We start from the raw sequence: 13,610 nt of genomic DNA, 5'->3' as shown, positions 1-13,610 counted from the left end.
ATCCTTAGCCTGCCGTTACGCGATCGGTCGCCGGCGCGGCGTGAGCATGCTCCTCGACCGCGGCATGGCCGCGCGAGAACGCCATTGCGACGATGTAGATAACCATTCCGCCGAGCGCGACCTTCACCCACTGACCCCATCCGTAGTGGACCGCGACATAGAGCGAGAGTGGTGCGGAGATTGCAACCCATGCGCGCGCAACCAGCCCGAAGAAAGCCCAGCCGGTGGCTTGCAGAGCGGGCGAGACGTCCTCGAGGGTCTCGGAGAACTGCGCGGCCCACGGCACATAAGCGATCGCGAGGAAGCATCCCATCAGCGACGCGACCATCATCAGCGTCGCTCGCGGCATCTCGGTGCCGAACTTCGGAATCCACCACGCCATCAGCAGCGAAGCGAGGATGCCGCCGAAGATTGCGATCGGTTTGCGCATTTGCAGACGGTCGGACACGAGCCCCGTCAGCACCAGCGCGCCGAGGTTAGCCAGCCAGAAGTACTCGTTCATCTTCGCCGCTTCCGCGGGTGAGTAATGAAACGCCTCGGTGAACATCAACGGCCCGAAACCCTGGATCGCGAAGTACAATGTCAGATTCGCTGTGATCCCGATCACCAGCAGCCAGACTTCCATGTGACCGAGCAGGCGGCGGAAGGCGTCTCCCGTGCTCGACGGAAGCTCGGAGGCCGAGGGCAGCCGTCCTTCGGCGGCCAGCGCCTGGATTTCGGTCTTCATGATCTGCATGCGGAGTTCCGGACTCAGATCGCACAGCCACAACACGATTGGGATGTACATCGCGACCGCGAAAAAACCCATAATCCAAATCTGCGATTGCCACGTGTGATAAATCGGCAGCGTCGCGCCGGCAACGTAGTTGGAGAGAAAGTTCGCGCCGACCGGTCCAATCGTCAGCAGTCCGAATGCGAGTGCGCGGCTGAGCCGCGGCGACATATCGCGAATCAATGCGGCGCCGGCGCCGGCAGTCAGGCCCGCGACGATTCCCATCAGCAGGCGCAGGATCACGAAGGTCACGATGTTGGTGATCAATACGTTCAGGAAGAGCAGGGCAGTCACGAAGCCAAGGCATACGTCGATGATCAGTACGCGGCCGTATCGATCGGCCAGCGGGCCGCCGAAGAATGCGGAGATGCCGGAGATCAGCACGGAGAACGTGATGAACGCGCCATATGCGGTATGGCTCATGTGCAGGTACGGGAGCAGGATTGGCAGCAGCGGTGCGAGCTGGAAGTCGTACGCGCCGAGTATCGACGCGAACACAGTGAGAATCAGCAGTGACCATCGATGGCTGCCGCGCGGATATTCAGTGAGCGTTCGAGCCGCGACAAAACTGTTCATGCCGTCTCTCCATTAGCCGGACCATCGCGCCAATTTAGTTTCTCTACAACCAAGCGCGCCGAAAACACAAGGCGTTTTTTCAGTGCTGGTAGATGCGAGCCGTGCCTGCTATCAAGCTCGATCGAGGATTCATTGCGCGATGGATATTAAAAGCCCGGCCGTCGGCAAGGTGCTACGACTGTCGGTCGAGAGCGGTGCGCAGGTTGCGCGCGGCGACGAAGTGATGGTGATCGAGTCGATGAAGGTCGAGATACCGGTGAAGGCGCCGGCCAACGGGCGCATCGCGGAGTTTCGCGTCAAGCCGGGCGATCAGATACAGCGTAATTTCGTGCTGGCCGTGCTCGACGCTTGAATTCAATCAGGCACGCTCTCGCGTCTGTTACCCCATTTCTCCCAGAACGTCACTTGCAGGGCAGGTTTGCGATCCGGCCGGGCCCATCGGCCCTTCGGATAGCCCATCGGAATCAGTATGACGTTGGCGTACTCGGGCGGCACGCCGAGCATCGCGTCGATCTCCTTGGCGAACATCGTATGCATCCCGGTGATTGACGTGCCGAGTCCGTAAGCGCGTGCCGCGAGGCACAAGTTCTGAATCGCCGGATAAATCGCACCCCACATCGGCTGCCCCGCACGTGCGCGATCGGTGTATTTTTTCACGCTCGCGAAAATCATCACGGGCACGTCGGCGATATGCTCGGCGAGATATTTCGCCGATCGCAAATTTCGGCCGCGCTGGCTTTGAGGATCGTTGACGACAACCTCGCGCTCGGTCGGCGTGAACACGACTTCCCACGCTTTGCGATAGCGTTCGGCGACGAAGTTCTTCGTTTCCTGTTCCGTGACGACCATGAAAAACCACGGCTGTCGATTATGCCCGCTCGGACCCATCGTCGCCGCCTCGATCACCTTGACGATGAGATCTGGGGCCACGGGATCGGGTTTCAGCCGCCGCATCGAGCGGGTCGTGTAGATCGCTTCGAACAAATCGAATTCGTGATGACCATGCATAGACGGGACCCTATCAGTTTTCCGGTAGCGACTGGAAATTCTATGCGCTAAGAATCGAGCAGCTTCTCCCGATGGAGGAAATCGTGCCTGAAATAATTCTGCATCAATATGCGACCTCGCCATTTTCCGAAAAGATCCGCAAAATATTTGCGCACAAGAAAATCAGCTGGCGCTCGGTCGAGCAGCCGGTGATCATGCCGAAGCCCAAACTGGTGCCGCTCACAGGAGGCTATCGGCGAATCCCGGTGCTCCAAATCGGCGCCGACGCATGGAGCGATACGGGAATCATCATCAGAAAGATCGATGAGTTGAAACCCGAGCCGACGCTTTATCCTGGTGGGCTCACCGCCGCCGCCGACACGATGAATCAATGGGCTGACCGCCGGCTGTTCTGGTCGGCGACGCCGGTGATTTTCGAAAAGCTCGGGGCGGCGGTGCCCAAGGAATTTATCGAGGACCGTTCGAAGATGATCCAGGGTGCGAACTTCGGCGACATCGCGCGCAACGCCCCCGACTCGCGAAACCAGTTGCGCGCGTTTCTCGAGATCCTCGATCGCCAACTCGCATCCACGCCGTTTCTGCTCGGCGGCTCATTCAGCCTCGCCGACGCCGCCTGCTTCCATCCGGTGTGGTTCCTGCGCGCCGAGCCGACCGCATTCGGTCTCGCGCAGAAATTCGCGAACCTCATGCGATGGTTCGAGCGCGTCGATGCGATGGGTTACGGCGACGTGCATCCAATGGATCCCGATGAGGCCCTGAAGGTAGCGAAGGACAGCACTCCCGCGACTGCGGAGAACGTCGACTCGCGAGATCCAAACGGACTCGAAGCCGGCACCCGCGTGTCAGTGACGCCCGACGACTACGGCTTCGATCCGGTGACCGGCAGAGTAGTCGTGAGTACGATTCACGAGATCGCGATCGAGCGCGACGTGCCGGAGTTGGGCCGAATCGTGAATCATTTTCCGAAGATTGGCTTTCGAATCACCTCAGTCTGACCGCCGTAGCCCACAATCTTCCGTCGAGCACTTCGACCCTGTCGCATACAACGGCAGAGCCAAGTGCTGCCTATCGTAGACAAAGGAATACTCAGATTGAGACGAGGAGAATGAAATAGGTAATCGACTGACTATTTGTTAATACTCACTAGCTAGTTGGTTCGCATATATAATGATAGTAGAGTGACTACTGGACGTGGGCCGGAAGGGGGGTCTTCGCTTTGTCCAGGGGTTTCTCGCCATTGCTTTTTGCCGCCGCGGGCGGCTTGCTGCTCGCAGCATGTCTCGCGGTGATTTTGTTTTCGCCCATTCGCGCCAGCTCGCTATCGGCCCGCGCTAACTTCAACCCGTCCGGATCGATGCGCGCGCGCGATCGACTCGCTCGCGAGGCATTCTTGCTCAGCAAGCGAGGACTGCGGTTTGGATTGCCCCCAGGCGCATATCGCAAAGCTATCTCTCAAATGCGAACGCAGGAGCGCAAACCAAGCGGCGCCGCACTGAATGCGAGCGACTCGACCCTCGCGGGTGCTTCTTTCGCATGGAATCAACTAGGCCCTCTGCCTTTGATGAATGAGGTTCCCACCTTCGGTGGCGTCGCGATGGGCACCGCAATCGCCGGCGTAACGGGACGGGTTACCGCCATTGTAGCAGACCCTACCGCGAGCGGACGGATGTTCGTCGGTACCGGAGATGGGGGCGTTTGGATGCGCGCCAATTCCGTGGGGACGTTCGTACCGATATTCGATCTAGAGCCGACGCTGGCAGTGGGCGCCCTCGCGCTCGACACGACCACCAGCCCGAATCCAACGCTCTACGTCGGCAGCGGCGAAGGCAACGGCACGGCAGACTCATATTACGGCGAAGGAGTGTTCGTCTCGAGCAATCTCGGTGTAACCTGGACGCAACTCGGCGCGACCAATTTCGCGAACGCGTCGATCGCTTCGCTCGCCGTCGATACCACGCAAACGCCGCGCACAATCTACGCGGCAGTGACCTACGGCTCCAGCGCAAACCGGGCGGAGGCGTCGTGGGTCGAGAGCGACTTCAGCCAGAACGGGCTGTGGCGCTCGAGCGACGGCGGCGAGTCGTGGATTTCATATCCCGCGGGAACCTTTGGGGCGTGTCCGTACTTCACCTACGACCCGTGTCCTGCAGAATCAGTGGTTATCGATCCAGCGTCGCCAACCGCGGTGCTCGTTTCGATTCTTGGGGTCGGAGTGTTCCGCTCGTCCAATTCTGGGTTCAGCTGGACTCTCGCCAGCCTGCCGAACCTGACCGGCGGCGTCGGCCGCGCGAGCGTCGCCGCCGCGAACGGCGTTGCGTACGCGATCGTCGGCGCGGCTGACGGCGTCGAGTTCTCGGGATTCTACGAATCGATCAATGACGGCGTCACCTGGTCGCAAGCGTCGGTGCCGAGCACGACCTTCGGCGCCGTGACCCTCGACGGATCCAGCTCGAGTAACTTTTCGCAGTCGTTCTTCGACCAGACCATTGCGATCGATCCCGCCGACGCGAGCGGCGCAACCGTCGTGTTTGGCGGCGTCGGCATCTACCGCTCGACCAATGGCGGCACCGGCTGGACGTCGCTCGTGCCGAGCGGCGGAACGCATTCGGATCAGCATGCGATCGCTTTCGATCCCGCAGGTGCGCACAGCTTCTACCTCGGCAACGAGGGAGGGCTTTATCGCTTCGACGCCGGCTTGCTGACCTGGGCGCCGCTCAACGCGAGCATCGGTGTCGCGCAGGCGCAATCCGTCGGTCCTCATCCGACTAATAGCAACGTCGCCATCGCCGGATTCCAGGATAACGGCACCGCGCTCTACAACGCTACGCAGCCGCCCGCGTCGAGCTGGACCGAGGTCGATAACCTCGACGGAGGCTTCGCACTCTTCGACACGGTCAATCCGATTTTCGCCTATCACACTTTCGCGACCACTTCGGCCGGAGCATGGATCTCGCGCTCGACCAACGGCGGAGTCGCGTTCAATTCTGCCGCGTCGAGCGCCGCATTGCAGACCGCGATGGCGACGGTGGGCGATCTCGGCGCTGCATATTTTCCGCCGATCGCCAGCGATCCGGCCGTCGTTGAGCGCGTCCTGTTTGGTGCGCACTCGGTCTACGTTTCGAACGACGGGATGGCGACATGGGCGCAGCAGACGACTCAGGATTTGACCGGCGGATGCAACAGCGGCGAGTGCGCGCTCGAGGATCTCGAGATCGCGCCCTCTGATCACACCAAGGCCTACGCGCTCGCGATGGAGACCAGCACCACTTTTCGTCCAACGCCGTTCAAAATATTCACCACCGACCAGGCCGACATGCAGGTGAGCGTAGGGCAGCCCGAAGGGGCGGAATGGACCGACAAGACCGCGCAACTGCCGCCGATCGTGTTTCCCGATTCCACGCAGGCCACGGGAATCGCGGTTGACCCGTTCAATTCTGCAGTCGCGTACCTGAGCCTTTCGGGCTTCACGGCGGCGACCGGGATGGGCCACGTCTTCGTGACCATGGATTTCGGCGGTTCATGGACACAGGCCGACGGCAATCCTGACCTTCAGAGCCCGCCCCCCGCGAACGCGCTGCCCGACGTTCCGGTGTTGCGATTGCTGGTCGATCGCAACGACCCAACCGCGAACACCGTGCTGGCCGCGACCGACATCGGCATTTTCAGAACGACCGACGGCGGAAATACCTGGGCGCCGTTCAACCTCGGGGTAATTCCTGCGGTCGCCGTTTTCGATATCGAGCAGAATCTGAGCGGAGTGATATTCGCCGCAACTCACGGGCGTGGGATATTCGAGCTGTCCGGTGAGGGCTCGCCCGGAGCCACGCCCACATCAACCGCCACCACCGCAGGTTCACCAACCCTGACACCGACGCCGACTTCGTCGATCAGCGCGACTGCAACGCGAACTGGTACGCCCTCGCCGACGTCGACGCTTACTCGATCTGCGACGCCAACCGCTTCATCGACGGTTTCGCCGACGGCGTCCGCCACCGCGACCGCCACGCCGTCCACCACCGCTACAATCTCAGCAACGCCAACAACGGCGCGCACTCCGATAACATCGCCGACGCCGACATCCAGTCCTACCGCCACGGCGACCGCGACATCCACCGCCACCGCGACGCCGACCGCGACTGTGTCGTTTACGCCAACGCCAATGCCTACCGTGGCGGCGACGCTGGTCGTCTCGCCAAGGTCCGTGGCTTTTTCCACGAAGTTAGGCAAGAAGAGCAAGGCAAAGAAAATAACCGCGGCCGACAAAGGCAACGTCTCAATTCTTCTGATCGGTGCTCAAGTGACCGGCGACTTTCAAATATCGAAAGCCTGCGGCGCCTCGCTGAAACCAAAGAAGGCTTGCATCTATGCCGTCGTCTTCGTTCCGACGGCAAAAGGACCGCGCCCCGGCCTCCTCACGATCAACAACAACAGCTCGAGCGGTCCGCGAACGGTGAACCTCCAGGGGACCGGTCAGTAACGCGCGCTAGGCGAGGGCGCGATACTCGCTCTCGAGAATCCCCATCACGATCGTGTCGCAGTACTTGCCGCGCCCGAAATGGTGTTCGCGCAGCACTGCTTCGCGCCTGAATCCGCACTTCTCGTACGACGCGATCGCGCGAGTATTGTAGTCATGTACATCCAGATAGAGCCGATGAAGGTTCATCTTGTCGAAGGCGAGCCTCATCATTATCCGCATCGCGTCGGTACCGTAGCCCTTGCCCCACAGTGACTTGTCTCCGATCACAATGCCGATGCTGGCGTGTCGACTCTGCCAATCGATCACGTTGAACGAAATCGCACCGATGTATCTGCGCTCGGCGAGTGTCTCGATCGCGAAGTTCTTCTGCTTATCGGATGGGCTTGCGTACGCCTCGATAAACTTTGCCTCCGCGATCGACGAGACCGGATAGGCGAGCATCTCTCCGCCGAGCAAATCAGTGACCTCTTCGTCGTTGACCCATTTCATCACGGCGTCGAGATCCGATTTCTCGTAAGCTCTTAGCCTGACAAGTTTGCCGTCCATGCCTGTCTCCCTACATCCCAAAAAAGAAAGGCGACCCGCTGAGGGCCGCCCTTCGTCGATTACTCAGTTCGAAAGTTACTAGCCCTTGGGCAACATGAGCACGCGCTCGCCGATGATGTTGTGCTGGATTTCGCTGGTGCCCCCCGCGATCGTCAGCGCGCGCGACGCGAGCATCCGGTACGACCACTTGCCCTTGTCGAGCGCATGCGGCGCTTTGAATTCCATCTGGCTGTACGGCCCCAGCATCTCCATCGCGAACTTGTTCATCCGCAAATTCAGTTCGCTGGTACATAGCTTGAGCACCGATCCCTCGGGCCCCGGCGGCAAGCCCTTGAGCCGCCGCGTCAGTTGACGAAATCCAGTGTAGCGCAGCGCAGCCGCCTCGCACGCGAACCCTCCCAGCTTCTGCCGCACACTGGTGTCTTCCCACGCCGTGTGCCCGTTGCTGCGGACGGACTTCGCCAGCTCGACCAGCTCCTTGACCTGACCCATCATGTCGCGGCCGCCGCCGATTCCCGACCGCTCGAACATCAGCGTCGTGATCGCGACCTGCCAGCCCTGGTTCTTCTCGCCGATCAGGTTCTTCTTCGGCACCTTCACGTCTTCGAAAAACACTTCGTTGAAATTCGCGTCGCCTGTAATTTGCACCAGCGGACGCACGGTCACGCCGGGGCTGTGCATATCGACCAGGATGTAGCTGATGCCCTTGTGCTTGGGCGCCTCCGGATCGGTTCGCACCAGGAGGATACACATGTCCGCGTGATGCGCGTCCGAGGTCCAGACCTTCTGCCCGTTGACGATAAAGTAGTCGCCTTCCTCGACCGCGCGGGTCTGCAAGCTGGCAACGTCGGAGCCGGCGCCGGGCTCGGAATATCCCTGGCACCAGAGCTCGTCCGCCGAAAGAATTTTCGGAATGTGCTTCTTCTTCTGCTCCTCGGTGCCCCAATGAATGATCGTCGGGCCCACCAGCATGATGCCGAGTCCGTTGACGAGCATCGGCGAGTCAACTTTTGCGAGCTCTTCGTTGTAGATGATCTGCTGCGTCAGCGTCGCGCCGCGGCCGCCGTACTCCTTGGGCCAGCTGATTCCGACCCATCCGCCCGCGTGCATCTTCTTGTGCCACTCGACGCGCCGCTTCCAGTCATCGGCCGTGCCTTCGCTCATGAAGTCCGCGCCGTCGTCGCTCTTACCCGCCTTGGGCAGGTTGGCCTTGAGCCAGCTGCTGAACTCCGCGCGAAAAGCCTCGTCTTCGGCGCTGAACTTGAAATCCATTTGTGCCTCCGCAGGTGACAGCGCGATGCGCACTCCTGGCTGCGCCCAAGTCGAGCGTCAGCCGGCGGTCGCGGTCCCTAACACCTGTTATATAGAACGTCGATGCAAGCCGTTCAAGAACGCGAATAGATCTCCGCGTCCACGATTTCCATGACCGTGCGCGACCGCGTGTTGACGACCGGCTCGAAACCGAACTGCGTGTATAGCCCTTGCGCGTCGCGCGTGCCGAGGCTCCATCGCCGCAGTCCCTGCAAATCCGGATGCGCCATGATCGACGCCATCAGCTCCTTGCCCAGCCCGCGTTCGCGGTACGGCTCGAGGATGAAAACGTCGGCGATGTACGCGTACGTTGCGAAGTCGGAGATCACGCGCGCGAAACCGACCTGATTGGCATTGTCGTAGACGCCGAAGCAGAGCGAATTCTTGATCGACCGCACAACTGTCTCACGCGGGATTCCGGCCGCCCAGTACGAGCGCGCGAGGAACCGGTGAATCACATCGACGTCGAGCTTCGATCGATCCGCGCTGATCAGAAATCTTCCTGCCTCCATCACCACCATCGCCGTCATGTGACTCTGGCTCCTCTATTCGCAGGCAATCGGTACTCGATCACGTGCGCCGGAACTGGAATCGACGCATCGAGACGCGCATCGGCTGCCGGCGTCAACACTTTCGTCGCAAACGGAATCTGTCCCGCCCAAATCGGCAGCGCGTAGTCAGCATCGTCGTCGAGTGGATCACCGCTTCGGAGCTTCGCCGATGCCTCCACGATTGGAATCGACAGAACCGAAGTTGCGGCCAGCTCCTTCTCGTTGGGATGTCGAATATGATCCCAGCGGCCGGGCGCGACGTGATCGATCAGACCTTTCATCACGCCGATCTTCTCAGCCGCGTCGGTGACTAGCTTCGCCGCGCCGAGAATCACGACCGAACGGTAGTTGACCGAATGATGGAACGCGGATCGCGCGAGGACCAGGCCGTCGATGTGCGTCACCGTAACTGCTATCGGCGTTCCCTCGGCCGCCGCACCGAGCATTCGGCTCGCAGCCGATCCGTGAATATAAAGACGGTCGGCGATGCGGACGTGAAGCGTGGGAATCACGTATGGTTGCGCATCGATCGCGAAGCCAACGTGGCAAACCAGCGCGGTGTCGAGGATCGAATAGATGGCGTCGCGATCGTAGGACGCGCGCTTGGGCAGGCGCTTTACGCGAGTGCGCAAAGTGGGCGCAATCGCGTTTTTCCGTGAGTTCAATCCGGCATCCCGCTGTGACTGGCTTTGTCTCTCTTCCATCCGCTAGTTCCTTTTGTTACAGTACGTAATGATGAACGTATCGGTACAATATCAAATCCGCGGAGAATCAAGCAACCAGATCGCCGCGAGCATCGAAAATGGAATTCGCAGCGGAAGGTTGCGGGTGGGGGAGCGGCTGCCTACAGTGCGCGCGCTCGCAGTCAAGCTGCGCGTCAGTCCGACCACAGTGGCCGCCGCGTATAACGCGCTGCGAGTGCGCGGGTTGGTGCATGGATCGGGGCGTCGCGGGACCGTGGTCAATCGGCGGCCGCCGCTGCTGACGCGCGCGGTCTTTCCGCCGCCGGCGCCGGGGCTGCGCAACCTGGCGGACGGCGGCCCGGACCCGGCGATGCTACCAAAGCTGAAGCCGTATCTCGCGCGGCTCGACGGAATCCCGGGTAGATACGGCGACGCGGAGAATCGCGCGGCGCTGGTGAAGCTCGCCGCGCGGCAATTCAAGAGCGACGGCGTCGCCGCCGAATCGATTGCGGTCGTCAGCGGAGCGCTCGACACGGTTGAACGCGTGCTGCAAGCGCATCTGCGACCCGGCGATATCGTCGCGGTTGAAGATCCAAGTTACACCGGCGTGCTGGATTTGGTTGCGGCATTGGCGCTGGTCACGGAGCCGGTCGCGATCGACGACTCAGGGCCGATCGCCACGGATTTGAATCGCGCGCTCAAGTTGGGCGCCAAGGCGTTCATCGTGACGCCGCGCGCGCAGAATCCCAACGGCGCCGCACTCGATCGCAAACGCGCGGCCGAGTTGCGCCATGTGCTCGCAGCGTATCCTGAAGCCGTGTTGATCGAGGACGATCATGCGGGTCCCGTGGCGGGTGCGCCGGCGATCACTTTGTCCGGAGGCCGCGCGCATTGGGCGACGGTTCGGTCGGTGTCGAAGTCGCTCGGACCCGATCTGCGGCTGAGCGTGATGGCCGGTGACGCGCTGACTGTTGCCCGAGTGCAAGGGCGGCAGAGCCTGGGACCGCGATGGGTCAGTCATATCCTGCAGGACCTCGTCGCGATGATGTGGGCGGATGCGGAGACGCCCGCGATCCTGCAGAAGGCTGCCGATGCTTATGCGCATCGGCGGCGAGCGCTGATCGAGGCGCTCGCGCAACACGGAATCGAAGCGCGTGGGCGCTCGGGGCTGAACGTTTGGGTGCCGGTCGCCGAAGAAGCGGGAGTGGTGAATGCGATGGCGGCGAAAGGATGGGCGATTCGTGCGGGCGAGTGCTATCGAATCAAAAGCGCGCCCGGAATCCGCGTGACAGTGTCGACACTGCCGCCCGTCGACGCGCGCCGGTTCGCGGCTGACCTGGCTGAATCGATGCGACCGCGCGCGCATGCGCAATCCGCGTGAGAAATTTCATTTAACGCGGAACCAGCCGTGGGTTCCGCACCTCCTCGGGCAGGGGTGACCCCTGCATCCAATACTAATCGCAAATTGGCGAGGACGCCCTTTTGCTCTCAGGCTCTTTGGGTTCGTGTCAAGCGCTTTGGGACTTTCTTGATTTGATCTCGTTTAACAGGGCGTTGATTTTTTGGTCGCGCTCGAGCGCGTGGAGGCGGACGTCGAGGTCGTCGCCTAGCAGGTCGGTTTTGGCCATGCCGAGGGCTTCTTCGCGGGCCACTTTGTGACGCATGCGTTCGAAGGTGCCGTGCTCGGTGCCCGATGAGTGTTGGGCGTTAGCGGTGCGATGAGTAGCGCGGGAGCGCCTGTGCTGAACGATCAGCATATCGGCTTTGGCGCGGGCTTCGGAGAGCTTCAGCTCCAGGCGCTTCAAGGCAGCTTTCATCGATTCGACCTGGGTATGGTGATATGAGATCTGTTCGTCGTAATTCTCGGCGAGCATCTCGAAGCTGACGGCGCGCTCGAGCGCGGCGCGTGCGAGTTGATCGTCTTTTTTATCGACGGCCAGCTCAGCCTTACGCATCCATTCGGCGTGCTTCTCGCTATTCTCGGTTTTTTTCTTTTCAAGCAGGTGTAAGTCCGCGAGTGCGATCGCGACTTGAGTCTTTACCTGCATGAACTGGTTTTCCATGTCGAGAATCACCTGCTTAAGCATTTTCTCGGGATTCTCGGCCTTGTCGAGTAAGTCATTGAGGTTGGCTCGCACGAGGGTTGCTACACGATCCATGAGTGCCATAACGAACTCCTTGGCTGCATTGCTGCAACGCAATTACTTGGTCTTGTCGTTTCCGTCGGGCGGCGGCAGCCGGTCCGGACGGTCGGCCTTGTCGCCGATTGTTCTGATCTTGCCGAGTAAGTCCGACATCTTCATGCCCGAGAGTGCTTCGAACAGCTCCGGCACTTGTGCGGCGATTTCAGTCAGGTCGCCGGTTATCTTGTGCATCCCGGCCGAGTTGCCATTGCCAGTGGAGACCACAGTTATGTGGTCGACATTAGCTAATGGGCTAGCCAGCGCCTTCACCACCTCGGGTAGTCCTGTTATGAGCTTGTCGAGTACGGCGGCCTGGTTGTATTCCTGATAGGCTTCGGCCTTTACGTTCATCGCGCGAGCTTCGGCGTCGCCTTTCTTGAAAATAATTTCGGCTTCCGCTTCGCCTTGCGCACGAATAGCGCTAGCATGACCCTCAGCTTCAACCATCGTCTTGGACTTATCGGCTTCGGCCAGAGTTTGAATGCGCTGGCGCTCGATTTCGGCCGGCTTCAGCACGGTGGCTATCAGTTCTTTCTCGCGGCGCAGAATCTCGGCCTCCTGGACCTTTACCTGCTGTTCCTTTTCAGCCTGCTGGACCTTCACGGACTCGACGATCACCTGCTGTTGCATCACGTTGGTCTGGATCTCGTACGCCTTGTCGGCCTGTGCCTGCTGGCGCTTGACCAGTTCATTGTAGGTCGCTTTTTTCACATCGAGGTCGCGCTGCGCTTCGGCCTGTCGCGCCATCGAGGCCGTCTCCGCCGTGACGCGTTCCTGATCGGCCTGCGCCTTGGCTACTGCCGACTCTCTTAGAGCGATCGCGCGCCTGATCGCGGTGTCGCGGTCGGCCTCAGCGGCGGCCACGTCCGCATCGCGCTTGATCCTGACGATGTCCGGGCGGCCCATGTTGGCGATGTAGTCGTTCTTGTCGCGGACTTCCTTGATGGTGAACGAGATCACTTCCAGGCCCATCTTGTTGATGTCGTCGGCGCAGGTGGAACGCATCCGGTCGGCGACCATCTCGGGCTGCTTGACGATTTCTTCGACCGTGAGTTGACCTATGATGCCGCGTAAGTGACCTTCCATCACGAGGCGAATGAGAGCTTCGCGATCCTCGGGCGGCTTGGTCAGGAATTGCTCGGCCGCGGTAAGTATCGATTCAGGATCCGATTTGACCTTGATCTGGGCGACTGCTTCGACAGTTACTGCGACACCTTGCTTGGTGTACAGGTCTTGTTGCGGCGCGACGTCGAAGGACATCAGTTCGAGTGAGAGGCCGCGGACATTCTCGACCATCGGCAGGATAACTGTGCCGTGGCCTTTAATCACGCGAGTACCACGAAAGCCGTAGACTATAAGTGCTTCATGCGGTCCTGCTTTCCGATACAGGTTTGCAAAGACAGCCATCAAGAGCAGGATGGCGGCGATGGCCGTTCCGGCAATGATTAACACATCTGTTGGTATCTGCGGCATATACTTCACTCCCCTTCTGACAGTCAATGT

Annotated in this window: 12 protein-coding genes; 4 read left to right on the top strand and 8 right to left on the bottom strand. The window is 60.6% G+C overall.

Annotation, left to right across the window (positions count from 1 at the left end; all coding sequences use genetic code 11):
- Positions 1 to 4: 4 nt before the first annotated feature.
- Complete coding sequence (locus tag WB650_RS22585) at positions 5 to 1,348, bottom strand: MFS transporter (RefSeq protein ID WP_423962137.1); 1,344 nt, start codon at positions 1,346 to 1,348, stop codon at positions 5 to 7.
- Between the two features lie 139 nt (positions 1,349 to 1,487).
- On the opposite strand from WB650_RS22585, the gene WB650_RS22580 reads away from it, so the two are divergent.
- Entirely contained in the window at positions 1,488 to 1,700 is a 213-nt protein-coding gene (locus WB650_RS22580) for an acetyl-CoA carboxylase biotin carboxyl carrier protein subunit (protein WP_422303304.1), read from the top strand.
- 2 nt (positions 1,701 to 1,702) lie between these two features.
- Here WB650_RS22580 and WB650_RS22575 read toward each other — a convergent pair whose 3' ends face one another.
- A complete protein-coding gene (locus WB650_RS22575) occupies positions 1,703 to 2,356 on the bottom strand; it encodes a nitroreductase family protein (protein WP_423962134.1) in 654 nt (217 codons plus the stop codon).
- Positions 2,357 to 2,439: 83 nt separating this feature from the next.
- On the opposite strand from WB650_RS22575, the gene WB650_RS22570 reads away from it, so the two are divergent.
- Positions 2,440 to 3,351 (top strand): glutathione S-transferase family protein, encoded by a 912-nt coding sequence (locus tag WB650_RS22570; RefSeq protein ID WP_423962132.1) that lies wholly within the window; start codon positions 2,440 to 2,442, stop codon positions 3,349 to 3,351.
- A 461-nt stretch (positions 3,352 to 3,812) separates the two neighbouring features.
- Positions 3,813 to 6,833, top strand: a complete 3,021-nt coding sequence (locus WB650_RS22565) for a WD40/YVTN/BNR-like repeat-containing protein (protein ID WP_423962130.1) — start codon at positions 3,813 to 3,815, stop codon at positions 6,831 to 6,833.
- Between the two features lie 6 nt (positions 6,834 to 6,839).
- On the opposite strand, the gene WB650_RS22560 is transcribed toward WB650_RS22565, so the two are convergent.
- From WB650_RS22560 to WB650_RS22545, 4 genes are all read right to left on the bottom strand, one after another.
- Complete coding sequence (locus tag WB650_RS22560) at positions 6,840 to 7,379, bottom strand: GNAT family N-acetyltransferase (RefSeq protein ID WP_422303300.1); 540 nt, start codon at positions 7,377 to 7,379, stop codon at positions 6,840 to 6,842.
- Positions 7,380 to 7,457: 78 nt separating this feature from the next.
- On the bottom strand, positions 7,458 to 8,651 hold the full coding sequence (locus WB650_RS22555) for an acyl-CoA dehydrogenase (protein WP_422303299.1): 1,194 nt from the start codon (positions 8,649 to 8,651) through the stop codon (positions 7,458 to 7,460).
- A gap of 113 nt (positions 8,652 to 8,764) precedes the next feature.
- Complete coding sequence (locus tag WB650_RS22550; RefSeq protein ID WP_422303298.1) at positions 8,765 to 9,220, bottom strand: GNAT family N-acetyltransferase; 456 nt, start codon at positions 9,218 to 9,220, stop codon at positions 8,765 to 8,767.
- A complete protein-coding gene (locus WB650_RS22545) occupies positions 9,217 to 9,945 on the bottom strand; it encodes a pyridoxamine 5'-phosphate oxidase family protein (protein WP_423962128.1) in 729 nt (242 codons plus the stop codon). Before WB650_RS22545 ends, WB650_RS22550 begins: the two co-directional genes overlap by 4 nt.
- Positions 9,946 to 9,976: 31 nt before the next feature.
- Between WB650_RS22545 and WB650_RS22540 the strand changes: the two genes are divergently transcribed.
- Complete coding sequence (locus WB650_RS22540; protein WP_422303979.1) at positions 9,977 to 11,305, top strand: aminotransferase class I/II-fold pyridoxal phosphate-dependent enzyme; 1,329 nt, start codon at positions 9,977 to 9,979, stop codon at positions 11,303 to 11,305.
- A 127-nt stretch (positions 11,306 to 11,432) separates the two neighbouring features.
- On the opposite strand, the gene WB650_RS22535 is transcribed toward WB650_RS22540, so the two are convergent.
- On the bottom strand, positions 11,433 to 12,092 hold the full coding sequence (locus tag WB650_RS22535) for a PspA/IM30 family protein (protein WP_422303978.1): 660 nt from the start codon (positions 12,090 to 12,092) through the stop codon (positions 11,433 to 11,435).
- Between the two features lie 33 nt (positions 12,093 to 12,125).
- Positions 12,126 to 13,580, bottom strand: coding sequence for a flotillin family protein (locus tag WB650_RS22530; RefSeq protein WP_422303977.1), 1,455 nt, complete (start codon positions 13,578 to 13,580; stop codon positions 12,126 to 12,128).
- Positions 13,581 to 13,610 lie beyond the last annotated feature (30 nt).

The organism is Binatus sp. (SeqCode), from assembly GCF_049584895.1.
In the GTDB taxonomy this organism is placed as follows: Bacteria; Desulfobacterota; Binatia; order Binatales; family Binataceae; genus Binatus.
This window is presented reverse-complemented; position numbering and strand designations above follow the sequence as displayed.

Bases quoted from the DNA above. Each gene is read 5' to 3' on its own strand.
- WB650_RS22585 (WP_423962137.1), bottom strand. From the start codon at position 1,348: ATGAACAGTTTTGTCGCGGCTCGAACGCTCACTGAATATCCGCGCGGC.
- WB650_RS22580 (WP_422303304.1), top strand. From the start codon at position 1,488: ATGGATATTAAAAGCCCGGCCGTCGGCAAGGTGCTACGACTGTCGGTC.
- WB650_RS22575 (WP_423962134.1), bottom strand. From the start codon at position 2,356: ATGCATGGTCATCACGAATTCGATTTGTTCGAAGCGATCTACACGACC.
- WB650_RS22565 (WP_423962130.1), top strand. From the start codon at position 3,813: ATGCGAACGCAGGAGCGCAAACCAAGCGGCGCCGCACTGAATGCGAGC.
- WB650_RS22560 (WP_422303300.1), bottom strand. From the start codon at position 7,379: ATGGACGGCAAACTTGTCAGGCTAAGAGCTTACGAGAAATCGGATCTC.
- WB650_RS22555 (WP_422303299.1), bottom strand. From the start codon at position 8,651: ATGGATTTCAAGTTCAGCGCCGAAGACGAGGCTTTTCGCGCGGAGTTC.
- WB650_RS22550 (WP_422303298.1), bottom strand. From the start codon at position 9,220: ATGACGGCGATGGTGGTGATGGAGGCAGGAAGATTTCTGATCAGCGCG.
- WB650_RS22545 (WP_423962128.1), bottom strand. From the start codon at position 9,945: ATGGAAGAGAGACAAAGCCAGTCACAGCGGGATGCCGGATTGAACTCA.
- WB650_RS22540 (WP_422303979.1), top strand. From the start codon at position 9,977: ATGAACGTATCGGTACAATATCAAATCCGCGGAGAATCAAGCAACCAG.
- WB650_RS22535 (WP_422303978.1), bottom strand. From the start codon at position 12,092: ATGGCACTCATGGATCGTGTAGCAACCCTCGTGCGAGCCAACCTCAAT.
- WB650_RS22530 (WP_422303977.1), bottom strand. From the start codon at position 13,580: ATGCCGCAGATACCAACAGATGTGTTAATCATTGCCGGAACGGCCATC.